Below are 24,233 nucleotides of genomic sequence, written 5' to 3'. Positions count from 1 at the left end.
CTATGCTCTCAAGACGGGTAGCTCAGTTAGAGCCTTCTGCAACTCTTACTATCACGGCAAAGGCAAAGGAACTCAAAGCTAAAGGCGTTGACATCGTGGGTTTCGGTGCAGGAGAGCCAGACTTTGATACTCCGGACTTTGTTAAGGAAGCCTGTACAAAAGCTCTCATGGAGGGAAAGACCAAGTACGCCCCTTCAGCGGGGATTCCGGAGCTCAGGGAGGCTCTCGCCGAGAAGCTCTACCGTGAGAATGGAGTTGAGTATAAACCTTCCGAGATAGTTGTGTCCGCAGGTGCAAAGATGGTCCTATTCCTTATATTCATGAGCATCCTCAACGATGGAGACGAGGTTCTTCTCCTCTCACCTTACTGGGTTACCTATCCCGAACAGATAAAGCTCCTCGGAGGCGTCCCTATAGAGGTTCCCCTTAAAGAGGAGGAAGGCTTCTCACCCACAGCCGAGCTGGTCGCCGAATACATAACGGATAAGACTAAAGCGATAGTGCTTAACTCTCCCAACAACCCTACGGGTGCGGTTTACTCCCAGGAGGAGCTAAAACGTATCGCCGAGCTGTGCCTTGAGAGGGGAATATTCCTGATATCCGATGAGTGCTATGAGGCTTTTGTGTATGAGGATAAGTTTGTGAGCCCTGCCTCCTTTTCCAAGGAGGTCAGAGATATAACCTTTACCGTAAACGCTTTCTCTAAGACTTACTCAATGACGGGTTGGAGGGTTGGCTACGTTGCCTGCCCTGAGAAGTACGCCAAGGTAATAGCTAACCTTAACAGCCAGACGGTTTCAAACGTAACCACCTTTGCCCAGTACGGTGCTTTAGAAGCCCTCAGAAATCCGGAAGCTAAAGAATACGTGAGTAGGATGAAAACGGAATTTCAGAGACGTAGAGACAGGGCTTACGAGTTGCTCCTCACGATACCCGAGGTCAAGGTTTTCAAACCCAAGGGAGCTTTTTACATCTTTCCTGACTTTTCCTTTTACGCGGAAAAGCTCGGCTCTGACCTGAAACTCACCCAGTTCCTGCTTGAAGAAGGTAAGGTTGCCTGTGTGCCGGGCTCAGCCTTTGGTGCTCAGGGCTATCTTAGGCTCTCCTACGCGACGAGCATGAACAACATAGAGAAAGGGATAGAGAGAATCAGGGAAACCCTTGAAAAGTTAGCCCAGAAAGACTAAATCTTTATTAGTGAACAGGAGGACCGTTAAGATGCTGAAAGTTTTTCCTCTTCTAACCCTTTTGTTTTTTTTAGGATTGTTTTCCTGTGAAAGTAAGGACAGCTCCAACTCCTCACCAAGCAGACCTGTAAAAGAGAAGGTTGAGAAGAAAAAGATAATCCCCAAAAAAGAGTATGCCCTTCTAATTGTGGAGAGCAAGAGCTGTATATACTGCAAGCAACTGGACAAAGATATAAACACCGAGAAGAGTTTACAGGAAGCCCTTAAGGATATAGACCTTTATAAGATACTCTACGAGAGTTACTCACCGGTTGAAGCGAACTTTGGCGGGAGGCTTATAGAGACCTCTGAAAACGAGCTCGCCAAAACCCTGAACGCCTTATCTTTCCCAAATCTGATATTCTACGATAAGGACGGCAATATAATCCTTCAAATACCTGGGTATGTATATCCAACACAGCTCGTCTGCATAATTGATTATGTGAAAACAGGAGCTTATAAAAACGAAGATGTGAACACTTACGTCAAACGGAAAGGCTGTGCATGAAAGCATACCTCTTTGACCTTGACGGTACACTTATAGACTCGGCGGATGATATCGCCCTGGCTCTCCAGGAGACGTTAAAGGAACTCGGTATGCCAGAGAAGATGCCTGAAAATGTACGCAGGCTCATAGGTGGAGGTGTGAAGGCTCTCCTTGAGCAGGTTCTGGGGGAAGACTTCAGAGAGGAGTATGTAAGAGTTTTCAGGAAGTATTACGTTGGCAACCCGGTTGTTTATACGAGACCATACCCAGGCATACCTGAAACCCTCCAAGCTCTGAAAAAAAGAGGAGTACCGCTTGTGGTGGTTACAAACAAGCTGGAGGAACTTTCCCTCAGAATTCTTGAGAAGCTTGAACTTCTGGACTTCTTTGAGCTTGTGGTAGGGGGTGACACCTTCTCCGAAAAGAAACCCTCCCCACTTCCGATACTGAAGGCTTTGGAGTTTATAGGGATTGAGCCTGGGGAGGCACTTATGATAGGAGATACCGAGGCTGATATAGAGTCGGGCAGAAAAGCTGGGACAAAAACAGCCCTTGCCAAGTGGGGATACGTCAGGTTAAACTCCCTGAAACCCGATTATCTGTTGAATAGACCGGAGGAGCTCCTCAGTTTAGCATCCCAAGGATCTGATGTCTGAGAACGTGGGCGGGTTTATAGTCCGGTTCTAACTTTAGAGCCTCTTCAACCTCTTCAAGGGCATCGTAAAGCCTACCCGTAGCGAGGTATATCCTGGCGAGGTTAATCCGAGGAAAGTGCCTGGCATCGTAGTTCTTGGCAACGATAGCCTGCTTCAACCAGGGGATGGCTTCCTCAAACCTGCCTTGCTCAATAAGGTATGCACCTATGTCGTTGTATGGATTTCCGAAATCTGGGTCTATCTCTATAGCTTTCTTGCAGTACTCAATGGCTTTCTCATAATCGTTCTTCATGCTGAACGCCCATCCGAGGAAGGTATAGGCTTTTGCTGAAGGTTGAACTTCAATAGATTGTTTGTACAGTTCTATAGCCCTATCTATATCCCCCATCATGTGATAGGTGTACGCTTCTTCAAAGAGCCTTTGGGCTTCTCTTTCAGTGTATTCCATGTCTTCTTCCTCCATCCGCCTTATTAATATAATACTGCTTATAAAATATGACAATACTATACTCAATCTATACTTGGCACTCCACTGAGTTATAATTAACGAGCTTTGAGGGGTAAATAGATGTATTACGAATATGAAGAAAAGCTCCTTGCCTTAAAGGAAAAGATAGATAACCTTGCGGCTTTGTACCGCAGCGGGAATAAAAAGGTTGAAAGAGAGCTGAGGAGTCTTTACAGGGAGTTTAAGAGTAAAGCGAAGAAGACCTATTCAGACCTCTCACCCTGGGAAAGGGTTCAACTTGCAAGACACCCAAGAAGACCTCATACCCTTGATTACATCAAGTACCTTATAAAGAACTTTATAGAGCTTCATGGGGATAGAAGGTTTGGAGATGACAAAGCCATAGTAGCCGGATTTGGTTACTTCAGGGGAGAGCCTGTCTGTGTAATAGGACATGAGAAGGGCAGGGGAACGCAGGAAAAGATAGAGAGAAACTTCGGTATGCCCCATCCAGAAGGTTACAGGAAGGCTATAAGGGTCATGAAGCTTGCTGAGAGCTACAAAATGCCTGTTATAACGTTCATAGATACGCCTGGAGCTTTCCCGGGTATAGGTGCAGAGGAGAGGGGACAGTCAGAAGCTATAGCCCAGAGCATGCTCACCATGGGTTATCTCAAAGTTCCTACCGTTGCCGTAGTTATAGGTGAGGGTGGAAGTGGTGGTGCCTTAGCCCTTGGTGTTGCTGATAGGGTATGTATAATGGAAAACGCTTACTACTCCGTGATCTCTCCCGAAGGGTGTGCAGCTATACTCTGGAAGGAACAGGACAGGGTAAAGGAAGCTGCAAAGGCTCTTAAATTGACGGCGAAAGACCTTTATGAGCTTGGTGTTGTTGACTGTATTATAAAGGAGCCTTTCGGCGCAGCTCACTGGGACCACAAAGGGGCAGCTTATATAGTTGGATACCATATAAGGAGATGTCTGCAGGAACTTTGCTCAAAGGATGTTCATACCCTTATCTCGGAAAGGGTAAACAAGTTTAAATCCCTAGGAGCTTACATGGAGGGTTGAGCCTTCTCCCTGCACTCTGGACACAGACCGTAAACATTCACCGAGTAACCGGAGGTTTCAAAACCCTCAAGCTCTTTCGGTATGTCTATCTTCTCCTCCATGTAGATGTCCCTTATGGCTCCACAGTTCATGCATATGAGGTGATGGTGTTCGTCTGTGTTGGCATCGTATCTGGCAGAGCTTCCCCAGTAACAGACTTTCTTGGCAAGTCCCATCTGCTCAAGGGTTTCAACAGTCCTGTAAACTGTGGCGAGGGATACGAATGGGTATCTCTTCTTAACCTCCTCGTATATCTCCTCAACCGTAGGGTGATTGTGGGACTTTAGGAGTATCTCGTAAACGGCTACCCTCTGGGGTGTGATCTTAAGCCCCGATTCACGGCACTTATCTATAAAGTTCTCAAGCATACTTTCCTTCAATTCCATGGCTATAAATATAACAAATTGCCCTTATTTTTCAATAATCCTTTTCATATAGTATTGAGTATATACTCGTAACTCTCACGCTTCCGTATAAGTCTGTAAGAGCCATTCTCTATCAGAACTTCAGCTGGTCTGGGTCTGACGTTGTAGTGGGATGCCATTGCAAAGCCGTAAGCCCCTGCTGAAAGTACCGCTATGTAATCCCCCCTTTCCAGCCATTCTATCCTCCTGTCCCTGGCAAGGAAGTCTCCCGTCTCACATATGGGACCTACTATATCGGCTATTATGTGTTCTCTCCCCTTACTTTCCACTGGTACTACGTGGTGGTAAGCATCGTATATAGCCGGTCTTACCAGATCGTTCATTCCTGCATCCACTATTATGAAGTGTTTGATCTCCTTGTCCTTTAGGAACTGGACTTGGGATATTAGAAGACCGGCGTTGCCGGTGATAGACCTGCCCGGTTCAAGAATAAGCTGTGCCTCAACACCCTCAAGCAGTGGCAGGACCTCCTTAGCGAGTTCATGAGGTGAGGGTCCTCTGTCCTCAGGTTTATACTTTATACCTAAACCGCCGCCTATGTCCAAGTATCTGATCTCAAAACCTTCCTCTGTAAGCTCTCTATATAGACCCACCACCTTTTCAACAGCTTCCCTGTAGGGAGATACGTCAAGCAGTTGGGAACCTATGTGGCAGTGTATTCCAACTATTTCAAGGTTCTTAAGCTCCCTTGCGAGCCTGTACTCCTCCTTTGCGGTTTCAAAGTTGACACCGAACTTGCTCTTCTTCATGCCCGTGGATATGTAGGGGTGGGTTTTGGGGTCAACGTCCGGGTTCACCCTTATGGCTATGCGTGCCTTCTTTCCCAGCCGTCCAGCTATCTCATCAAGGACGTAAAGCTCGTCCCTGGACTCCACGTTGAACATAAGTATCTCTTTTTCCACCGCTAACTCAAGCTCCGGAACGGTTTTTCCCACACCTGCGTAAACTATCTTTGCAGGGTCAATTCCGCCTTTCAAAGCGGCAAGAAGCTCACCCCCGGAGACTATGTCTGCTCCAGCACCCTCTTCCCCAGCCACCCTTATTACTTCTGGGTTGAAGTTAGCCTTCACGGCGTAGCATATAAGAGCTCCCGAAAAGGCTTCCTTGTAAGCTTTTATTCTATCCCTTATGTAAGAGGCACTGTAAACGTAGAGGGGAGTTCCAAATTCCTGAGCTAAACTTTTCAGCGATACGCCTTCTAAATATAACTCTCCATCTTTTACTTCCAGGTATGGGTTATACTCCTTAAGCACCTTTTCATCAAGCATTCCTTCCTCCTCTGGAGGGAAAATATTTTAAATGAAAGAGTGTAGGCTTGAAGGTGTAGGTAGAAAGGGAAACCTCTTGCTCTCCTGGGGGCTTTTCTTGGTTCCTTTCTTGGTCTTCCTATACATATTTATGCCCTCCATCGCTATGGGTTACGTATTCAACAGGATTGTTCATTTCAGCGGTAACGGAGCGCTCCCTATGAATTTACTGGTCTTTCTACTGGGTTTTATCCTTTTCTTCAAGGTTTACGACTCCTTTTTAAAGCACTATTACGGTGAAGACTCCTTCAGCCTGATTAACCTCTTTTTCCGCGGAGCCATGAGTTCCTTCTCAACCCTTGAACTCCAAGAGGATAGGGCTATCCAAAGGTTTGATAACAGAACCGTACAGGTGAATCTCAGAAAGGGTGAATTGCTCTGGATAATGGCTATTGTGCCACTGATAGTTCTGAGGGACAGGGAGGGTAACGTTATCCCCTTCCTTACCCTCTCCTTCGGTAGGGGCGGAAAGAGAAGGTTTCTGGAGTGCCTATCTTTGGCTACCGGTATTGATGAGGAGCAGCTCAACTTCAGATACTTCAGGGATTTTTTATTCCGAGGAATGAAGTATTCCAAGAGTATAGACTTGAGCAGGAAGTTTTATTAAATTATTCCACTTGGAGGTTAAGTTATGGCAGGACATAGCCACTGGGCTCAGATTAAGCATAAAAAGGCGAAGATAGACGCTCAGAGAGGGAAACTCTTTAGCAAGCTGATAAAGGAGATAACGGTTGCTACAAGGTTGGGCGGTCCGAATCCTGAGTTCAACCCCAGGCTAAGGACTGCAATAGAACAGGCCAGAAAGGCAAACATGCCCATGGAAACCATAGAGAGGGCTATAAAGAAGGGTAGCGGTGAACTTGAGGGTGAGTCTTACGAGGAGGTCATATACGAGGGCTACGGACCTGGTGGTGTTGCCGTTATGGTTATCACTACTACAGATAACAGAAACAGAACCTCAGCCGAGGTAAAACATGCATTCTCAAAACACGGTGGCAGTCTGGGTTCTTCCGGTTGTGTATCTTACCTCTTTGAGAGGAAAGGCTACATAGAGGTGCCGGCAAGTGATATTTCTGAGGAAGAAATCTTTGAAAAGGCTGTAGAGGCGGGAGCTGAAGATGTCCAGAGTGGCTTGGAGATTCACCAGGTTTACACCTCTCCTGAAGAGCTTTATGAGGTAAAGGAGAAGCTTGAAAAGTTGGGCGTTCCCGTTGAGAAAGCCCAGATAACCTGGATACCGGTCTCCACCGTTTCCGTTTCAGACGCCGAAACGGCAAAGAGAGTCCTTAAGCTCATAGATGCCTTGGATGACCTGGAAGACGTTCAACAGGTTATAGCTAACTTTGAGGTTCCCGAGGAGGTTCTTCAGCAAGTAGAGGCGTGATACACCTGGAATTTCTGAAGGTTTTCTGGGATTATACCCTGGATGTACTGCCTTACTTTCTCTTGGCTGCCCTGGCTGGGGCTACACTTCAAACCTTTGTTGGAGATAGGTTTTTGAGCAGGAAGCTCCTCTCCAGTCCCTTAGCCCCATTCTTTGCCGCAATGCTGGGTGCAACGGTTCCTGTATGTTCCTGTTCCATGATACCGATTGCCAGAGCCATAGACAGCCTTTCTGGAAAGAGTTACGCGCCGGTTGTGGCTTTTCTGGTTACTGCTCCCGTTCTCTCCCCTGTGGTTTTAGTTCTGACCGCCGGGATGCTCGGTATGGAGATGACCCTCTTTAGGGTTGCGTTTCCTCTGCTCTACGCTATGAGCATCGCCTACCTTTCTTCTCTTGTTTTCAAAAAGCATCTTAGTCTCCCGCTGTTTCAAGGTTCTGGCTCAAGGGTGAATAGTAAGCACTTGTTTGTTAGGAACCTTCGTTCCCTGCTTTTTTCCACAGGAAAATACCTTCTTCTAGGTCTTGCGATAGCGGCTCTGATTAAGGTTCTTACTCCTCCGAACCTTATAGCCTCCTTCTCCGGCTCTATCCTTTCATATCCCCTGATAAGTCTGTTGTCCGTGCCTGTTTACGTCTGCTCCGGAGAGGAGGTTCCCATCGGCAGGTCTCTGAGGGATATGGGGATGAGCGATGGGCAGGTTCTTACCTTTATGCTTGCCTCCTCCGGGATATGTATCCCAACTATAGCAGCCCTCTTTAGCTTCCTACCTAGGAAGCTTGTCCTGCTCTATACTTTGTCCTGGTTTGTATTCGCAACGCTGGTGGGTATGATTGTAGACTTTTCCTCCGCTTTAAACCTTACTATAGGCTTCAGCAGGTTTGTGGGGACCTCGGAGTAGAATTTGAACCACTCTTCGGGAACTACCTCCCACAGCTTTCTCCATATCTCTACCCACGTCCTTATGAAGTTCCACGAAGGTGTAGCAGGGCACTTTACCGATATGGATATTATCAGGTCTCCCCTCTCATTTATACTCGGGACTATGGGGTAACTTCTGCAGTCTATGGGGTGTTTACCGTGTATACCACACCACCCGTCTCTGTTAAAGGGACAGTCCTGTTCCGGAAGTAGGAAGCCCACGCTCATTCCGTTAAGGTTAACCTCCGGGAAGGCGGCTCCGTTAAGCTCTTCAATTATCCTGTTTTCTCCTGGGAGTAGGACAACCGCTTCATTTAACTTGCTACACTCCGGCTCTTTCTTACCTCCCTTTGCACACATGAAACAGTTAAGCTCGGCACATCCCAGCTCCAAATCCTGGGTTGTCCGATAAACCTCATAAATTATCTCCTCCAGGGACCGTCGGTCTGGTTTGTCTTCCCCCATGGTTTTGGGAGTAATTTAAACTTTTTTTAAAAGCCTGCAATTTTAAAATTTATAGATTTATCAATCCCTTTTTGGCGGCACTTGCCACCTGATTGACTAACACCAGGGAGACTATAACATTACAACTATGTTTGTGAAGATTCTCCCTCCGGAGGTAAGGAGCAGGATAGCAGCAGGAGAGGTTATAGAGTCCCCTGCTGACGTGGTGAAGGAGCTTTTGGAGAACGCCCTTGATGCTAACGCTACAAAGATAGAGGTTGAAACTTCAAAGGGAGGAAAGAGGCTCATACTTGTCAGGGACAACGGTATAGGCATACATCCGGAGGACGTAGATAAGGTGGTTTTAGAGGGAGCTACCAGCAAGATAGAGAGCGAGAAGGACCTTTTGACTCTCACAAGTTACGGCTTCAGAGGGGAAGCTCTCCATTCCATAGCATCTGTTAGCAGGTTGAGGATAAGTTCAAGGTTCTTTCAGGAAAAAGAAGGTTACGAAATAGAAGTTGAAGGGGGTAAGGTGGTCTCAAAGGTTAAGAGGGGTATGCCTGTTGGCACAGAGGTTGAGGTCAGAGACCTCTTCTTCAACGTTCCCGCAAGGAGAAAGTTTCTGAGGAGGGAAGATACGGAGAGGAGGAAAATACTCCAACTTATCAGGGAGTATGCCCTCGTAAACCCGGAGGTTGAGTTCTTGTTTTTCTCCAACGCCAGGGAAGTTCTTAGCCTGAAACCCTCTGAGGAGAGAAAGCGGATTGAGGAACTCTTTGGGGGGAAGTTTGAGCTTATCAGAGAGGAGAGGGAGTTTTTGAAATTACGAGCTTATGTGAGAAGAAACGTTTCTCATGGGGAATTTCATGTGTTCATAAACTCAAAGCCTGTCAGTATGAGAACTCTGAAGGAGTTTCTTAAAAAAACCCTGGGCTATAGGACACAGGCTGTAATCTTTATTGACCTTCCTCCCTTCATGGTTGACTTTAACGTTCACCCCAAGAAAAAGGAAGCGAAGTTCCTTAAGGAGAGGAAGACCCTTTCCTTACTGAGGAGTGCTTTGGTTGGAAGGGGTGCTGAGATTGAGTTTTCTTACTTAGAGCAAGAAGTCCCAAAGTATGAAACGGAGTTCAAGATTTTAGGTCAGCTCAATGACACACTTATCCTGGCACAGAGAGGCGATTACCTTTACTTCTTTGACCAGCACCTCATATCTGAGAGGCTTTACTACGAGAGCCTGGGTGAAACTCAACGTGCCGACAGTTTAGCGTGCAGGTCCGCCCTAAAAGCTGGGGAAAGACTAACCCAGAGGCAGATGGAGGAGCTCATTGAGGCTTGGAAGAACCTGAAGAATCCCCACGTGTGTCCCCATGGTAGACCGATATATTACATGGTGCACTTGAAGGAAATATACGAGAAACTCGGCAGGAGTTTTTAGGGTTATATTTATTACTTATGGTAGATAGGGGATGGGTTCAAAAGATAGCCCTGTTGGCAAGGTTGAAGTTAACCGAGGAAGAGGTTGAACTGTTCAGCAGGCAGCTTGGAGATATACTTAGCTTCGTTCAACAACTTGAGGAGCTTGACACCTCAGGAGTTGAGCCTTATCTTCAAAACATTGAAGAGACCCCTATGAGAGAGGATGAACCTAAAGGGTCTCTTACCCATGAGGAAGCCCTCAAAAACGCTCCTGAAAGGGAGAACGGCTTCTTCGTGGTTCCAAGAATTGTGGAGGTTTAATGTATGGCTCAAGAAACTGTAGAAAAAGCCTTGAACGAAAAGAAAAAAGCTTTAGAAGCTTCCATTGCGAACATTGAGAAGAGGTTCGGTAAAGGGGCGATAATGCCACTCCGTGCGGCTGAAACTATCAAGGTTGACGTCATACCGACAGGTTCCCTCGCCCTTGACATAGCCACGGGGATAGGGGGTATACCAAGGGGTAGGATAATAGAGATATTCGGAGTTGAATCTTCCGGTAAGACAACGCTCGCTTTACATGTTATAGCTGAGGCTCAAAAGAAGGGAGGTGTCGCAGTCTTCATAGATGCGGAGCACGCCCTTGACCCAAAGTATGCAAAGGCTCTTGGTGTTGATGTTGAAAACCTTTACATATCTCAACCGGACTACGGAGAGCAGGCTCTTGAGATAGCGGAAAGTTTGATAAACAGCGGTGCCGTTGATGTGATAGTTGTTGACTCCGTTGCTGCCCTCGTTCCAAGGGACGAGCTTGAGGGTGAGATGGGAGAGGCTCAGGTTGGAAAGCAAGCCAGACTTATGTCCCAGGCTCTGAGGAAGCTCAAGGGAATAGTCCACAAGAGCAACACAGCCCTCATATTCATAAACCAGATAAGGGAGAAGATAGGGGTTATGTTTGGGAATCCGGAAACTACGCCCGGAGGGCGCGCTCTGAAGTTCTTCTCCGACATGAGGCTTGAGGTAAGGAGAACAGGAGACATAAAGGAAGGGAACGATAAGGTTGGATACAGGGTTAAGGTTAAAGTCGTGAAGAACAAGCTGGCTCCACCATTCCAGGAAGCGGAATTTGACATGATTTACGGTGAGGGAATATGCAGACTCTGCGACCTTATTGACGTTGCTACGGACAAGGGCATACTTACAAAGAGCGGTTCCTGGTACAGCTACGGCGAGCAGAGGCTTGGTCAGGGCAAGGAACAGGTAAAGAGGTATCTAAGCGAAAACCCTGAGCTTGCTGAAGAGATAGAGAGGAAAGTCAGGGAGGTGGTAGGTCTTGTTACAGCTGATACTGAAGAAGGCAATTGATTTAGAAGCTTCCGATATCCACATAAAGGTCGGAGCTAAACCCGTTTACAGGATTCACAAGAAGCTCCACGTGGATGAGGATTTCCCGATTATCACAGAGGAGCACTTCGGACTGTTCCTGAAAGAGGTTGTCGGAAAGAATGAGAGAAAGAGCAAAGAGTTTGAAGAGCTCGGAGAGATAGACCTGTCATACTCCCTTCCCAAGGTGTCAAGGTTTAGGGTCAACGTCTACAAGCAGAGGGGAACCTCTGGAATGGCCTTTAGGGTAATTCCCTTCCAGATACCACCCTTCAAGAGTCTTAATCTGCCCGAGGTCATGCTAAAGACAGCCCTATCCCACACCAAAGGGCTTATCCTTGTTACAGGACCGACCGGCTCAGGTAAATCCACAACCTTAGCCTCTATCATAGAGGAGATAAACAAAAACTTTAAGAGAGTCATAGTTACCATTGAGGACCCTATTGAATACGTGCTTAACGACAGAAACTGCTTCATAGTCCAGAGGGAAGTCGGTATAGATACCCAGAGTTTTGCCAGGGGTCTCAGAGCAGCCCTGAGGGAGGACCCGGATGTAATAATGGTAGGTGAGATAAGGGATACGGAAACGGCAGAGATAGCTCTTCAAGCTGCCGAAACGGGGCACCTCGTGTTTTCAACCTTGCACACCCTTGATGCGAAGGAGACGGTGAACAGGCTCATAGGTATGTTCAAGCTTGAGGTGAGGGACCAGATCAGACAGATGCTTGCAGGGACGCTGATAGCTGTCTTCTCCCAGAGGTTGCTTCCCAGAGCTGACAGGAAAGGTTCAATCCCTGCCGTTGAAGTGATGCTTAATACAGGAGCTATAAAGGAAGCCCTACTTGACCCTAACAGGATAGATGAGATACCAGACCTGGTTGCTAAGGGCAAAGCCGCGTACGGAACTCAGACCTTTGACCAGCATCTTGAGGAGCTTTATAGAAAGGGCTTGATAGACTTCCATACTGCGGTTCTCTATGCAACCAAACCTTCGGACCTTGAGCTCAAACTGAGAGGTATATCCTCTGGTGCTGAGTTTTAATATATCTCTCCATGAAGATAACGATAGACGGTCCCGCAGGAAGTGGGAAGAGCACCGTTGCCCGAGAGCTTTCTGTCAGGTTAAACCTTCCCTATCTTGAAACGGGCACGGCTTACAGGGCAGCCGGTTATCTATTGCTAAGGGGCAAGGGAGAGAATTTCTCGCTGAGCTGGGAGGACCTGAAATCTCTCCTCACCGAGTTGGAAATCATACCCATGGTGGGCGAAACCGTTGTGAAGGTCGGAGGGAAACGGCTGGAAGGGGAGCTTAGGGATGAAAGGGTTGGAAAGATGGCTTCCTTGGTTGGTACTGTTAAAGAGTTCAGGGAGTATATAAACGAGCTCTTCAGAAGTGTCATAGGGGAGAGGCAGGCTGTGGTTGAAGGAAGAGACGCAGGAACAAACATATTTCCCGATGCGGAGCTCAAACTTTTTATAACGGCCACCCCCGAAGAAAGAGCCAGGAGACGCTACGAGCAGTTGAAGAAGCTTGGAAAAACGGCAAACTACGATGAGATACTGACAGAGATAATTGAAAGGGATAAGAGGGATATGGAGAGAGAAATTGCCCCCCTTAAACCTGCGCCTGATGCTGTAATCATTGACACCACCGGTAGGAGTGTAGAAGAGGTTCTTTCACAAATACTGGAACTAATTAAGGAGAAGGTATGAGGAATGTACCCAACCTATTATCCATACTCAGACTTGTTCTGTCACCCTACGTTTTACTCCTTGCCTACAGAGGACAGGAGAAAGAATCGGCGGTTCTGTTCTTCCTGCTTGCCCTTACAGATGCCCTGGATGGAACCATAGCGAGGTTATTCAAACTTCAGTCTCTTCTGGGCAAGTTTCTTGATCCGATTGCCGACAAGTTCCTTCTCTTTTTTGGGCTGCTCTCGGTAACCTTTTACACTGAGATAAGAGCGAGTTCTTCAGTGCTTTACGTCCTGGTTATAAGAGACCTGTTTTTAATAGCTGGCTCGCTTGCCCTGCGAAGGTACGGCTTTGTACCTGAACCTTCGGTGTCCGGGAAGATGACAACCTTTATCCTTTCAGTAACAGTAGTTGTGGGGTTTTTAGCTAACTTATACCCAAGCAAAGGGGCGCTTAACCTATTCGGCGTCTTGCAGTTTGTCTCCCTCGCCCTTATAGTCGTATCTGGTATTGATTACGGTGTAAGAGGCTTAATCTTCCTGATAAGTAAACGTATAATTGAAAGACGGCAATGATGAGGGGTGTATCCGGTAAGGAGTGGTACGTTCTAAGTTACTCTTTAAAGCCACCTGCCCAGCTTATAGAGACTTACGGAGAGTTTCTGGCTCAGCTTATAGTGAACAGAGGGTATGAAGATTCCCATAGGGAACTCTTTGACTTGAAACTGAAACACCTTCTCCCCTACAACCTGCTTCCCAATGTGGAGGAAGGGGTTGAGAGGATTCTCAGAGCTGTGAAGAGCGGGGAGAGGATCGTTCTCTTTGGAGACTACGATGTTGATGGTATAACTGGTACGGCGATACTTTATCAGGTTTTAAAGAATGCCGGTGCAAGGGTCGTTCCAGTGCTCCCAAACAGAGGGACAGGCTACGGACTTAACGGTGAACTTATAAGCATCTTTTCCAAGTACGGGGACCTCCTTATAACGATAGACAACGGAACCTCGGCGGTTGATGAAATAGACAGGACGGGCATAGATGTCGTAGTTATAGACCATCACAATGTCCCCGAGAGAAAGCCCGAAAAAGCTATCTTGATAAATCCCAAGGCCTCTGAAGGCGTACCGAAGGAAATGAAGGAGCTCTCCTCCTCGGCGATATGCTTCTATATGGGCGCTGTGCTTGCAAAACGTTTAGGCGTTGATATGGATGTGAGACTCCTCCTTGACCTCGTTGCCCTCGGAACGGTTGGAGATGTCATGCCCATGAACAGGACCAACAGGATACTCGTCAGCAAAGGTTTGTCCGTTCTTGAAAGTGTCGCCAACGGCTCCCTTGATAAACCGGGTATAAAGGCTCTGCTCAGCATATCCCGTATAGGTGAAAAGGTTTCTGCGAAAGACATAGCCTACTCAATAGCCCCCCGCATAAACGCCCCTGGAAGAGTGAGCAACCCTAAGCTTGCCCTTGAGCTTTTGATTGAGGAAAACCCAAAGAGAGCGGAGCTGCTGGCAAGAAAGATAGAGCGGGTAAACCTGAAGAGGAGGGCTATAACAGACCGTGTCTACAAAGAAGCCTATCAGAAGGCTATTGAACTCTCCAATAAAAACTTTATCTCCCTGTGGAGCAGAGGCTGGCATGTAGGTGTTCTGGGTATAGTTGCCGGCAGACTTTCAAACCTGCTCGGAAAACCTGTTGCCGTGTTCTCTAAAGGGAAAAATCATGCGGTTGGCTCTGTCAGGTCCATAGAAGGGATAGATGTGTATGAGGGACTCAGCAGGTTGTCCCATATGTTTGTGAAATGGGGCGGACACATGCAGGCTGCAGGGTTAACTTTAGAAAGCAGATTGCTGGAAACCTTCAGCAGAGACGTTGATGAGCTTTTTAGCCATGTACCCAGGGAACTCCCCCCGCTGTACATAGACACCGAGCTGCCTATCTCCCAAATAACGGCTCAAATTTTAAAGAGCATAGAGAGGCTTGAACCCTATGGAGAAAAAAATCCTATTCCCGTGTTTCTATCGGAGGAACTTCAAATTAGGGACATACAGGTGAGAGGAAACAGGGCAAAACTAAAGCTTGGGAGCAGGGAAGCGGTATGCTGGGAACCCCTTATCTTTGAAAATCTCAAGCTGGGAGATAGGGTTAGGGTAGCTTACTCAATAGTGGACGGGGATATAAACCTTATAGACGTAGAGGATAAGAATGGCGCTGGGTAAAACCCATGACCTTATAAACCTGGTTGCTCTACCTGGGTTTTTATACTTCCTCCCTAAGGAGCTCTATATACCCTTTGGGGCAGGGTATATGGTTGGTACGTTCCTTCTCTCCCCCGATGTTGACCTTCCAAACTCCAAACCCACAAAGAGATGGAGCTTCTTAAGGTGTTTATGGTATCCCTATCAGAGTTTATCTCAGCATAGAGGCATATCCCACATACCGGTTATAGGTAGCCTTCTAAGGCTTCTGTATCTTATATCCGTAGTTATTTTTCTTTACTTTTTCCTATTAGGGGTGGTTTCTGTTCTTGACAAGGGTCTTGCCTTGGCTCTTACCAACTTTAACCCCTTTCCCTACCTGAACGAGCTTTTCAGGAGTGAAAAGAGTATGTACTTCGTACTGGGCATACTTTGTGCTGACGTTGTTCATATAATCCTTGATGGTTTATCAAGTGTTCTTAAGAGGCTTACCTGAGTTTGAGCATGGCTACCGATACTATGGCCAGTAGGGCTGAGATTATCCACATCCTAACAACTATCTTTGGCTCATCAAGCCCTTGTTCCTCAAGGTGATGGTGAAAGGGAGCCTTTTTAAAGAGTCTCTTACCTCCCGTGGCTCTGAAGTAGATTATCTGGAGTATCACGGTCACAGTTTCAAAGACAAAAACACCACCTGCCACAGCTAACAGGAACTCCGATTTTGCCAGTATGGAAGTAGTAGCAAGCGCAGCTCCCAGACCAAGAGCACCAACATCTCCCATAAACACCTGTGCTGGATAAGCGTTGAACCACAGGAATCCAAGCCCGGCACCTATTATCGCAAAGCAAAATACAGTCATCTCTCCCGCGTAAGGAACATGGGGGACACCTAAATACTGAGCTATCTTTGAGTGTCCTACAACGTAAGCTATAACACCGAAGGCAGTTGCGGTGGTCATAGAGGGTCCTATGGCGAGCCCATCAAGTCCATCTGTTAGATTAACAGCGTTTGCTGTACCTACTATCACAAACATAGCAAAAGGTATGTAAAGCCAGCCAAGGTCTACGGTAAGTTCCTTGAAAAAGGGAAAGTAAAGTTTCGTCTCCAGATCAACCCAGTGGAATATAAGGATTGATATAACAAAGGCAGAGATGACTTGGGATAGGAGCTTTACCTTTATAGATAGACCCTTCTTATCCTTTAGCTTCTTCCAGTCATCAACCAAGCCTATCAGGGCAAATGAGAGAGTTGCAAACACAAGGACCCAGGTATACTTGATATCAAGCCTCATCAAGAGAACCGAAGACAGAAGTATAACGGTTATTATCACAATCCCACCCATAGTAGGTGTGTACTTTTTATTTTCATGGTGCTGAGGGGTATATTCTCTGACATAACCGCCCAAGAGCCTCTGTACACTTTCAAACCTTCTCATAAAGGTGGGGGAAAGGAGGAGGGTTATGAAGAAAGCAAGCAGTATCGCCGTGAAAGAGCGAAATGTTATGTACTTGAAAACGTTAAATAGGAAGAAGTGTTCCTTTAGAAGCAAAGCTAAGTGGTATAACATCCCTCAACACCTGTTCTTACTGAAAAGCCTATCAAGTATGATAGCAACTGCATTCCTAACGGACAGGTGGTTCCAATCACCAGCTCCGTAAACGGGCTCAAGGATGTACTCAAAGGTTCTCATAAGGTCTGGCGGCAGTCCGTAACCGGTTCCGAAGACTATAAGGAACTCCCTTTCTCTATCTTCTATTTCTCTCTTCAACTCTGCGTAGCCTATCGTTTTGTGATACTTCCTGGCGTCTGTTCCAACCAGAATAGGTTTCTTTCCCCTTTCCCTTTCAATATCTTCAACCACTTCCTCAAGCGTATATTTCAACCTCACAAGTTGAACTATCTCGTACCTTGTGGGATTTGCTGCTCTGCCCTCCTCAGAAAGCCAGTAATCTATCTGTCTTTTTATAACCAGCCTCTGGGCATCTATAGGCTGCACTATGTAAAAGCTCCTAACTTCGTAGGCTCTGGCGGGTCTGGCTATATCATGGAGGTCCATTGTGGTGAAGGAGGTAACTATGAGTTTACCCTCCTTGTCCATGGCCGGGTAATGTACAAGAGCTATGGACACGTTTTCGTTTATCATGGATAAGGATTTTAGCCTATTTAAAGGAAAATGAGCCGGCCGGGGATCGAACCCGGGACCCACGGCTTAAAAGGCCGTTGCTCTACCGACTGAGCTACCGGCTCTTAGACCAGCTCCTGGTGGAGCCGACGGGACTTGAACCCGTGACCTCCGACATGCCATATCGGCGCTCTCCCAGCTGAGCTACGGCCCCTTCTGGCTGAGCTATACATTTTACAATAGCCCACCTTTCCTTTCAAGCCCAGGAGCCTTGTCCTGATTTTCTTTCTGGAGCAGGGAGAGCTTCACCTTCAGCTGCTCTCTTCTCCTCTTTCTTTCTTCCTTCATTCTGTTCAGGGCTTCGGCTCTCATAACCTCAATAAGTTCTCTTACTCCCATCTCTGACACCTCAGTTATTTAATCTATCTGCTTGTTCCTTTATATCAAGCTCTAACTCTGTACCTTCTCTTTCACTTCATCTACGAATTGGTAATGACAGTAAGGGCATACCTTTGCCTTCCTGTGGGCTTCTTCATAGCACATGGGACACCTCTTCCTTCCCTTTAGAAGGAGGACAACGTTGAGGTTAAAGATATACTTCAGCACGAGGATAATTACAAAAACGGTTAAAACTATGAGCCACGCCTTCAAGGCGACTTTAGGGTCTTGGCTCTTTGTCCAGAAGTAGGTTGCTCCCACTGAGGATATCCAGAAGGAAAGCCTCCTGTCAACGAAGATGCTGGCTATAATGAATAGCACTGCAACCCATAGGAAGAACTGGACGAGGGGTTCATTTATCAGCTTAATTATATTGTTCAAAGCTTCCACACTAATATCTTACAACTGGAAATCCTCTCAGGAAGGTGTGAACAAGGCGTGCAAGCAAGTTTCCGGCTACAAAAGTTAGCAGGGCTTGAGCTCCCCAGCTCTTTGCAATGACGAGAGCTACGAGTCCGGTAAGCGTAAGTCGCAACCAGAAACCCTTTAAGGGGTTACTCTTGGGGAAGTTTGTTGCTTGTCTGTAGATGTGCTCGTTGTAAAGTAAACCTGTGAGTATGCCTGCTGTGAATGAAAGAAGAAACTCCATAGCCTATAATTTAACCATATGGCAAATTTTATGACCTTGCTGCGAGTTCTTCTCGTAATACCTATAGCGGTGAGTATTCTAAAGGGAAGTTCTACAGCAGCCCTGCTGCTCACTCTTTTGGGTGCCTTAACAGACCTCGTGGACGGTAAAGTGGCCAGGAAGAACGGGGGAGGCAATCAACTGGGTAAACTCCTTGACCCCTTTGCAGACAAGATATTCGTCCTTTCTATTCTTATTGCCCTCGTGGAGGTTGGTCTTGTAAGTTCTATTCCAGTTATACTCTTACTGCTTCGTGAGCTGAGCGTATCCTTTTTCAGGAGCTTGCTTGCCGTTCAAGGGGTGGTTCTCGGTGCTTCCCAGCTTGGGAAGGTGAAAACCTTAGTAGAGTTTCTGGCGTTGATAGCCCTCATAGGGGGTTCTCAGTTGGGTCATTACCTCCTGTGGACGGCGGTGGGTTTAGCCTACGTATCCTTCTATGACTACGTTAAAACTTATCTGAAGAAGCCCCTCCAGGCATAAATTATTCGTAATGGAAGAGAAGTGCTCTATATGTGGCGGAACCGGTTTTGTTAAGGAGAAGGGCGGCGTAAAACCCTGTGAGTGCAGATTCTCCGGGGAGGATATAAACAGGGTTCTTGGGATACCAAAGCGCTTCTGGGGTGCTGAACTGGAGAATTATGAATATGAGACCCCCTCAGAGAATGAAGCTTACAAAGAAGCCTACATATTCGCCTCCTCCTTTAATCCTGAAGAGGGTTACGGACTGACACTGATAGGACCACCGGGTGTTGGGAAAACTCACCTTGCTGTGGGTGTATTGAAAAAGATATACAGGGAGAAGGGTATAAAGGGTGCATTCTTTGATACCAAGGACCTTATATACAAACTCAAATCACTTATGGACGAGGGGAAGACAAACAGGGCTATAAAAGTCATACTAAACAAACCTCTTATAGTGCTTGATGACCTTGGGAGCGAACGACTCTCCGAATGGCAGAGGGAGCTTATATCCTACATAATTTCCTACAGGTACAACAACCTCAAAAGCACAATAATCACTACAAACTTCTCTCTGTCGGGAGAAGAGAAGAAGAACAAAAAGGTAAAAAAGGGCTCTGAAGACGAAGATTCGCCAAAAGCCCTTATGTCAGAGAGACTTGGGCATAGCGCTGTTTCCCGCATATATGAGATGACCAGAGTGGTTTACATACAGGGAAGGGACAGAAGGAGGGTATAGTAAAATTGTGAAGATGAAAGAGATTGAAAAGATAGTAAAGAGGTTCATAAAACCCGGCTACGAATATGAGGTGTTCCATCAGAGGGTTAAAAAGACAAAGGTAGAGGTATCCGATGAAGACCTGGAGAATCTTTCAAGTTCGGAAGAATCAGGCGTTGGCATAAGAGTCCTTAGAGAAAAAAGGATTGGGTTTGCATACACAACGAAGCTTGAGGAGGAAAGCCTCAGAGACGTTGTGGAGAAGGCTATACAAGCCTGCGAGCTCCAGAACCCCGATGAAGGGAATCTGTTTTTAGAAACACTTAAAAATTCTCAGACAGAATCCGTATTTGATAAAGAAGGAGTGGAGCTGCCTTTGGAGCAAAAGATTGAGTTCACTTTGAGTCTTGAAAGGAACGCTAAATCTATGGATTCAAGGATAAAGGGGGTTAGAAAGGCAGCTTTCACCGAAGGTGTGTTTGAGGTTAACCTTGTGAACTCTTACGGGGTTGAATTTGGTTATGAAGGTACCTACTATACAGCTATGATCGCAGCCCTTGCTCAGGAGGGTGAGGACTCAGCTATATCCTGGGAATTCAGGGGAGAAAGGAGGTTCTCCAAACTCAATCCAGAGGAGATAGCTGCAGATGTGGTTTTTAAAAGTACCTCTCTCCTTAACCCAAAACCCATGGATACGAAAGTCATGCCCGTTGTATTCTTCAGAGAGAGCTTCGCTATGCTAATGGATGCCTTTTCAAGCATGTTCCTTGGGGACTCTCTGGTGAAAGGCAAGACGCTGCTTAAAGACCGTACGGGCGAGGTTGTTGCAAACGAGCTTTTTACACTGGTGGACGACGGGACTCTTAAAGAGGGGTTTTTGACGACACCCTACGATGCTGAGGGTGTTCCCCGGAACAGGAACGTTGTAATTGACAGAGGAGTTTTTAGAGGTTTTCTTCATAGTTTATACACAGCGACCCTGTCTTCTCAGGAGCCAACGGGGAATTCTGAAAGAGGAAGCTTTAAAACGCTCCCTGTGTCCGGCATAACGAACCTGTATGTGGAATCGGGAGGTTATAGCCTGGAAGAGTTGCTTGGCATGGAAGAACAGGTACTTCTGGTTACAGACCTTATGGGACTTCACACTACCGATCCCGTTTCTGGGGAGTTTTCCTTGGGAGCTTCCGGAGTCCTGTTTAAGAATGGAGAGCCTTACCACGCTGTGAGGGGTGTTACCGTTGCTGGAAATATCCTGGACCTGTGGAATAAAATAGTTGCCGTGGGGAACGATTTAAAGTTCTACGGGAACGTTGGTTCCCCGTCAATTCTCGTGGCGGACGTGACGGTGGGGGGAAGCTGAGATGAGGAAACCGTTTGTGTTCTTTTTATGGTTGTTCCTACTTGTGTTCGTTCTCTCATCTATATACATATCCTTCACAGCCTACCTTTACGATAGGGACTCAAAGATACTCGCAAACGTTAGTTCCTTCTTTATAGGTGTCAGGGAGGGTATTGAAAAGGTTGACATACCTTATCCCAAGCACACGATAATCATGTATGCAAAGGAGCCTTCGGGTAAGTTTGTCAGCTCCAACGTTGCTTCACCGATTGAAAGGAAGATGTACGTCCATATCTCAATGCCCCTTCAGGAAGGAACCCTTTACATGTACGTAAGGAAGGTTGATCTGCTGGAGTATCTGGCTTTCGTTGGACAGAACAACCTTTACACTGGACTGTTGGTAGCCAGTGTGCTGCTATACTTCAGTATATTCTACTTTACCCTCAGGGAGTTTGAGCTTGCGGAGAAAGGGGGTGTCACGGAGGAGCTCCTCAATCGCCTGAAAGCCCTAAGACTTACCATGGCTACCTTGAAGGTAATTCCTGAAGAAAGTGTAGATGAGATGAAGAAACTGGTGGACAATATACTTAGGCATAGATTAAGCAAAAGGTGAGGTGTGGGGACATGAAGGTACTTATAGTTTCCTTTGACAAGACCCTTACGGAGGACCTGAAAAAGGCCCTCTCGGAGCACGAGGTTTACGTTGCCAAGAACAGCGAAGAAGCTATAAAGGTTATGCCTTCTGACATTGAAGGTGTGGTATACGATGCTATATCTGGAGCTATTTCAGAGGAGGATATAAACACCCTGTACACTAAGAAATTTAGCAACGCAAGGTACGTGATACTCTATGACGAGTTGTTTCCTGTGGACGAAGGGAACATAATAGTACCTCAGAAGCTTCTTGTTCCAAGGGATTCTTCACCCAAGGATATAGCCGATAAACTCCTTGAATTTCCCGTAGAGGAAGCTGCCTCTGAGGTGGTAGAACAGCCCTTTGAGGAGACTGCCGAGGTTCCCGAATTTGAGATTGAACCAACAGCGTACGAGGCAGAGGAGACCGTGGAAGAACTGGCGGAGAGCATGGAGGAAGCTCTCCAGGAATTTGAAACTGGCATAGAGGAAGTCAAGGAGGAGGTTGTTGAAAGCCCCCCTGAAAAACCTAAAACGGAGACCCCGGTTGTAGGTACAGGTAAGATACTCATAGTTTCCTTTGACCAGACCCTGATAGACTCCATAAAGGCAGCTTTCGGGCGTACCCATGAAGTCGTGAACGTAAAAACGGTTAAGCAAGCCATAGAGGAGGGGAAGGACGCCTCTGTGGTTGTCTTTGATGCTATATCTGGGGTTATAGCGGAGAAGGGGCTTATTGAACTTGCAAACGATGAAAATATGTCCCAGAAGAGTTACATAATACTTGTTGATGACCTGTTCCCCATAAATGTGGAGGGGATACCTCTTGAGAGAAAGGTATCAATATCAAGGGATACAGACCCTGCAAAGATAAAGGAGCTTATAGAAGAGCAACTTGAAACTATCCCAACAACTACGGCTTACCAAGAGGAAGCTCAGCCTGAGGAGTTTGAAGAGGAGATTCCTTCCGCTGAGGAACTTGAGGCAAGGATTGAGGAATCTATGGAAGCTGTGACTGAAGAGCCTGAGTTTGAACTCCAGGAAGAGGAGGCTATAACCGAAGAGGAGCCCATGCCTGCCCTTGAAGCTTTAGCTGGTATTATTGAGAGTGAAGAGGCAAAAGTTGAAGAGGAACAGGTTGAAGAGGAGGAGATTGAGGAGGAGGTAACCCAGCCTGTATCAAGTGTATCCGTATCCGGCAAAGACCTGGATAGGCTTGTGGAAAGTGCTGTTATAAAGGCTCTCTCTGAAGATAGGATCAGGGAAGCGGTAGCGAGGGCTCTTGAGGAAAGGATGTTGGATATAAGAGACATGGTGGCAGATGTCGTTAGGAGAGAGGTTGAAAAGGTGTTTGAGGAGCTTGATATAAGGAATCTTATAAGACAGGCAACCTATCAGGCTCTTCGGGAGAGGCTTGAGGAGCTTATAACTTAACCAAAAACCTTCTTAAATATATAGTCCCTGTGTTTTACAAATTCCCAGAGGTCAAATAGCCTTTCCATCTCCTCCTTAGAAAGGAGCTTATTGACTTCCGGCTCTTCCATGAGAGCCTCTTTGAAACTCTTGTCACTGTTCCAGCTTTTCATGGCAGCTCTCTGAACAAGGTCATAGGCTTTATCCCTTGCCAATCCCTTTTCAGTCAGAGCCACTAGAACCTTTGATGAAAAGTATAGACCCTTGGAGAGCTCCATATTCTTTAGCATTCTCTCTCTATCCACTACAAGACCCTGCAGTATCTCGTAAAAAAGGTTCAGTATGTAGTCAAGGGCGATCGTTGAATCCGGGAGTATAACTCTTTCTGCCGAGGAATGGGATATGTCCCTTTCATGCCACAGAACCACGTTCTCAAGAGCGGTTATAAGGTTTGACCTTATGACCCTTGCAAGCCCACATATCCTTTCTGAGTGTATCGGGTTCTTCTTATGGGGCATCGCTGAAGAACCCCTCTGTCCCTCCGTAAAAGGCTCCTGTGCTTCAAGGACTTCTGTCCTTTGAAGGTGCCTTATCTCGGTGGCGAATTTGTCAAGGGAGGAGGCTGTTATGGCTATCGCGCTAATTAACTCTGCATGTCTGTCCCTGTGAACTATCTGGGTTGAAGCTGGCTCCGCCTTAAGTCCCAGCTCCTCTAATGCAAACCTTTCAACCTCCGGAGGAACGTTAGAGTAAGTCCCCACCGCACCAGATATCTTCCCGTAGGAGACCCTTTCCTTTGCCATGAGAAGTCTTTCCCTGTTCCTCCTCATCTCGTCGTACCAGACCGCCATCTTTATACCGAAGGTTGTTGGCTCAGCGTGAACACCGTGGGTTCTACCTATCATAAGCGTGTCTTTGTGCTCATAGGCTAACCTCTTGAGCTCCTCCATTACAAGCTCTATATCCTTTAGGAGAACGTCCAGAGCCTCTCTCATCAAAAGGGCGAGGGCTGTATCTATTACATCTGAGGAGGTGAGACCCAGATGTATGAATCTTCCCTCCTCTCCTACCTGCTCCGAAATAGCGGAGACAAAAGCAAGAACGTCATGCTTGTAAACCCTTTCATATTCCCTTATCTTCTGTAGAGTTTCTTCGTCTATTCGGGTCTTGTCTTCTATCTTTTTCAGTGCTTCCTTTGGTATCTTTCCCAGCTTCGCCCAGGCTCTGCAGACTGCTATCTCAACCTCAAGCCACTTCTGAAACTTGTTCCTTTCAGACCATATCTCTCCTATTTCCTTTCTGGTGTACCTCTCTATCATGGC

The 24,233-nt window shown here is 46.7% G+C and carries 30 protein-coding genes and 2 tRNA genes; 20 read left to right on the top strand and 12 right to left on the bottom strand.

Annotated features, from left to right (window positions below; genetic code table 11):
* Positions 1–2 precede the first annotated feature (2 nt).
* The 3 genes from BCF55_RS08365 to BCF55_RS08355 are packed head-to-tail and all read left to right on the top strand — an operon-like array spanning position 3 to position 2,369.
* Complete coding sequence (locus tag BCF55_RS08365; protein ID WP_121012731.1) at positions 3–1,187, top strand: pyridoxal phosphate-dependent aminotransferase; 1,185 nt, start codon at positions 3–5, stop codon at positions 1,185–1,187.
* 31 nt (positions 1,188–1,218) lie between these two features.
* Complete coding sequence (locus BCF55_RS08360) at positions 1,219–1,734, top strand: thioredoxin family protein (RefSeq protein WP_121012729.1); 516 nt, start codon at positions 1,219–1,221, stop codon at positions 1,732–1,734.
* Entirely contained in the window at positions 1,731–2,369 is a 639-nt protein-coding gene (locus BCF55_RS08355; protein ID WP_121012727.1) for an HAD family hydrolase, read from the top strand. The genes BCF55_RS08360 and BCF55_RS08355 overlap by 4 nt, the downstream gene beginning before the upstream one ends.
* Here BCF55_RS08355 and BCF55_RS08350 read toward each other — a convergent pair.
* Entirely contained in the window at positions 2,338–2,817 is a 480-nt protein-coding gene (locus tag BCF55_RS08350) for a tetratricopeptide repeat protein (protein ID WP_121012725.1), read from the bottom strand. The genes BCF55_RS08355 and BCF55_RS08350 overlap by 32 nt on opposite strands.
* Positions 2,818–2,937: 120 nt before the next feature.
* On the opposite strand from BCF55_RS08350, the gene BCF55_RS08345 reads away from it, so the two are divergent.
* On the top strand, positions 2,938–3,888 hold the full coding sequence (locus tag BCF55_RS08345; RefSeq protein WP_121012723.1) for an acetyl-CoA carboxylase carboxyltransferase subunit alpha: 951 nt from the start codon (positions 2,938–2,940) through the stop codon (positions 3,886–3,888).
* Here BCF55_RS08345 and BCF55_RS08340 read toward each other — a convergent pair.
* Together BCF55_RS08340 and lysA are read right to left on the bottom strand one after the other, a co-directional pair.
* On the bottom strand, positions 3,873–4,295 hold the full coding sequence (locus BCF55_RS08340) for a Fur family transcriptional regulator (RefSeq protein ID WP_245960422.1): 423 nt from the start codon (positions 4,293–4,295) through the stop codon (positions 3,873–3,875). The genes BCF55_RS08345 and BCF55_RS08340 overlap by 16 nt on opposite strands.
* A 62-nt stretch (positions 4,296–4,357) precedes the next feature.
* The gene (gene lysA, locus BCF55_RS08335) at positions 4,358–5,620 is read right to left on the bottom strand and encodes a diaminopimelate decarboxylase (RefSeq protein WP_121012719.1); all 1,263 of its coding nucleotides are present in this window, start codon (positions 5,618–5,620) and stop codon (positions 4,358–4,360) included.
* Between the two features lie 31 nt (positions 5,621–5,651).
* Between lysA and BCF55_RS08330 the strand changes: the two genes are divergently transcribed.
* From BCF55_RS08330 to BCF55_RS08320, 3 genes are read left to right on the top strand one after another with little or no spacing between them, the layout of a single operon-like run.
* A complete protein-coding gene (locus tag BCF55_RS08330) occupies positions 5,652–6,266 on the top strand; it encodes a hypothetical protein (protein WP_121012717.1) in 615 nt (204 codons plus the stop codon).
* 24 nt (positions 6,267–6,290) lie between these two features.
* Entirely contained in the window at positions 6,291–7,043 is a 753-nt protein-coding gene (locus BCF55_RS08325; RefSeq protein WP_121012716.1) for a YebC/PmpR family DNA-binding transcriptional regulator, read from the top strand.
* The gene (locus tag BCF55_RS08320) at positions 7,040–7,942 is read left to right on the top strand and encodes a permease (protein ID WP_121012713.1); all 903 of its coding nucleotides are present in this window, start codon (positions 7,040–7,042) and stop codon (positions 7,940–7,942) included. Before BCF55_RS08325 ends, BCF55_RS08320 begins: the two co-directional genes overlap by 4 nt.
* Here BCF55_RS08320 and BCF55_RS08315 read toward each other — a convergent pair.
* Positions 7,831–8,427, bottom strand: a complete 597-nt coding sequence (locus tag BCF55_RS08315; RefSeq protein ID WP_121012710.1) for a hypothetical protein — start codon at positions 8,425–8,427, stop codon at positions 7,831–7,833. The genes BCF55_RS08320 and BCF55_RS08315 overlap by 112 nt on opposite strands.
* A gap of 127 nt (positions 8,428–8,554) precedes the next feature.
* Here BCF55_RS08315 and mutL point away from each other — a divergent pair, with 127 nt between their 5' ends.
* From mutL to BCF55_RS08275, 8 genes are read left to right on the top strand one after another with little or no spacing between them, the layout of a single operon-like run.
* Positions 8,555–9,847: a DNA mismatch repair endonuclease MutL gene (gene mutL, locus BCF55_RS08310; protein ID WP_121012707.1), complete on the top strand. Its 1,293-nt coding sequence runs from the start codon at positions 8,555–8,557 to the stop codon at positions 9,845–9,847.
* Positions 9,848–9,864: 17 nt separating this feature from the next.
* Entirely contained in the window at positions 9,865–10,149 is a 285-nt protein-coding gene (gatC, locus tag BCF55_RS08305) for an Asp-tRNA(Asn)/Glu-tRNA(Gln) amidotransferase subunit GatC (RefSeq protein WP_121012704.1), read from the top strand.
* A 3-nt stretch (positions 10,150–10,152) separates the two neighbouring features.
* Positions 10,153–11,190, top strand: coding sequence for a recombinase RecA (gene recA, locus BCF55_RS08300; RefSeq protein ID WP_121012700.1), 1,038 nt, complete (start codon positions 10,153–10,155; stop codon positions 11,188–11,190).
* Entirely contained in the window at positions 11,159–12,250 is a 1,092-nt protein-coding gene (locus tag BCF55_RS08295) for a type IV pilus twitching motility protein PilT (RefSeq protein WP_121012697.1), read from the top strand. The genes recA and BCF55_RS08295 overlap by 32 nt, the downstream gene beginning before the upstream one ends.
* Positions 12,251–12,261: 11 nt before the next feature.
* The gene (cmk, locus tag BCF55_RS08290; protein WP_121012694.1) at positions 12,262–12,921 is read left to right on the top strand and encodes a (d)CMP kinase; all 660 of its coding nucleotides are present in this window, start codon (positions 12,262–12,264) and stop codon (positions 12,919–12,921) included.
* On the top strand, positions 12,918–13,478 hold the full coding sequence (locus BCF55_RS08285) for a CDP-alcohol phosphatidyltransferase family protein (RefSeq protein ID WP_121012691.1): 561 nt from the start codon (positions 12,918–12,920) through the stop codon (positions 13,476–13,478). Before cmk ends, BCF55_RS08285 begins: the two co-directional genes overlap by 4 nt.
* Entirely contained in the window at positions 13,478–15,121 is a 1,644-nt protein-coding gene (recJ, locus tag BCF55_RS08280; RefSeq protein ID WP_170144777.1) for a single-stranded-DNA-specific exonuclease RecJ, read from the top strand. The genes BCF55_RS08285 and recJ overlap by 1 nt, the downstream gene beginning before the upstream one ends.
* Positions 15,108–15,596 (top strand): metal-binding protein, encoded by a 489-nt coding sequence (locus tag BCF55_RS08275; RefSeq protein WP_121012685.1) that lies wholly within the window; start codon positions 15,108–15,110, stop codon positions 15,594–15,596. The genes recJ and BCF55_RS08275 overlap by 14 nt, the downstream gene beginning before the upstream one ends.
* Here BCF55_RS08275 and mraY read toward each other — a convergent pair.
* From mraY to BCF55_RS08245, 7 genes are all read right to left on the bottom strand, one after another.
* Entirely contained in the window at positions 15,589–16,668 is a 1,080-nt protein-coding gene (gene mraY, locus BCF55_RS08270) for a phospho-N-acetylmuramoyl-pentapeptide-transferase (RefSeq protein ID WP_121012682.1), read from the bottom strand. The two genes, BCF55_RS08275 and mraY, sit on opposite strands and share 8 nt — an antisense overlap.
* Positions 16,669–16,671: 3 nt before the next feature.
* Positions 16,672–17,244 carry an RNA methyltransferase gene (locus tag BCF55_RS08265; protein WP_121012679.1) on the bottom strand — a complete coding sequence of 191 codons (573 nt, stop codon included), beginning with the start codon at positions 17,242–17,244 and terminating at the stop codon, positions 16,672–16,674.
* A gap of 31 nt (positions 17,245–17,275) precedes the next feature.
* Positions 17,276–17,348 (bottom strand) — tRNA-Lys (locus BCF55_RS08260).
* A 13-nt stretch (positions 17,349–17,361) separates the two neighbouring features.
* A tRNA-Ala gene (locus BCF55_RS08255) sits at positions 17,362–17,437 on the bottom strand.
* A 20-nt stretch (positions 17,438–17,457) separates the two neighbouring features.
* Positions 17,458–17,622, bottom strand: coding sequence for a hypothetical protein (locus tag BCF55_RS09710; protein ID WP_170144776.1), 165 nt, complete (start codon positions 17,620–17,622; stop codon positions 17,458–17,460).
* Between the two features lie 51 nt (positions 17,623–17,673).
* Positions 17,674–18,051, bottom strand: a complete 378-nt coding sequence (locus BCF55_RS08250; RefSeq protein ID WP_121012676.1) for a hypothetical protein — start codon at positions 18,049–18,051, stop codon at positions 17,674–17,676.
* 1 nt (position 18,052) lies between these two features.
* Positions 18,053–18,310 carry an N-ATPase subunit AtpR gene (locus BCF55_RS08245; protein ID WP_121012673.1) on the bottom strand — a complete coding sequence of 86 codons (258 nt, stop codon included), beginning with the start codon at positions 18,308–18,310 and terminating at the stop codon, positions 18,053–18,055.
* Between the two features lie 18 nt (positions 18,311–18,328).
* On the opposite strand from BCF55_RS08245, the gene BCF55_RS08240 reads away from it, so the two are divergent.
* The 5 genes from BCF55_RS08240 to BCF55_RS08220 are packed head-to-tail and all read left to right on the top strand — an operon-like array spanning position 18,329 to position 22,932.
* Complete coding sequence (locus BCF55_RS08240) at positions 18,329–18,829, top strand: CDP-alcohol phosphatidyltransferase family protein (protein ID WP_121012670.1); 501 nt, start codon at positions 18,329–18,331, stop codon at positions 18,827–18,829.
* A gap of 10 nt (positions 18,830–18,839) precedes the next feature.
* Entirely contained in the window at positions 18,840–19,547 is a 708-nt protein-coding gene (locus tag BCF55_RS08235; protein WP_121012667.1) for an ATP-binding protein, read from the top strand.
* A 13-nt stretch (positions 19,548–19,560) separates the two neighbouring features.
* On the top strand, positions 19,561–20,886 hold the full coding sequence (locus BCF55_RS08230; RefSeq protein ID WP_121012663.1) for a TldD/PmbA family protein: 1,326 nt from the start codon (positions 19,561–19,563) through the stop codon (positions 20,884–20,886).
* Between the two features lies 1 nt (position 20,887).
* Positions 20,888–21,478 carry a hypothetical protein gene (locus tag BCF55_RS08225; protein WP_121012661.1) on the top strand — a complete coding sequence of 197 codons (591 nt, stop codon included), beginning with the start codon at positions 20,888–20,890 and terminating at the stop codon, positions 21,476–21,478.
* An 11-nt stretch (positions 21,479–21,489) separates the two neighbouring features.
* The gene (locus BCF55_RS08220; RefSeq protein ID WP_121012658.1) at positions 21,490–22,932 is read left to right on the top strand and encodes a hypothetical protein; all 1,443 of its coding nucleotides are present in this window, start codon (positions 21,490–21,492) and stop codon (positions 22,930–22,932) included.
* Here BCF55_RS08220 and purB read toward each other — a convergent pair.
* Positions 22,929–24,230 carry an adenylosuccinate lyase gene (purB, locus tag BCF55_RS08215; RefSeq protein WP_121012655.1) on the bottom strand — a complete coding sequence of 434 codons (1,302 nt, stop codon included), beginning with the start codon at positions 24,228–24,230 and terminating at the stop codon, positions 22,929–22,931. The two genes, BCF55_RS08220 and purB, sit on opposite strands and share 4 nt — an antisense overlap.
* Between the last annotated feature and the right edge of the window lie 3 nt (positions 24,231–24,233).

The organism is Hydrogenivirga caldilitoris, assembly GCF_003664005.1.
GTDB lineage: Bacteria > Aquificota > Aquificia > Aquificales > Aquificaceae > Hydrogenivirga > Hydrogenivirga caldilitoris.
The sequence above is the reverse complement of the archived record's forward strand: the minus strand, read 5'-3'. Positions and strand labels throughout refer to the sequence as shown.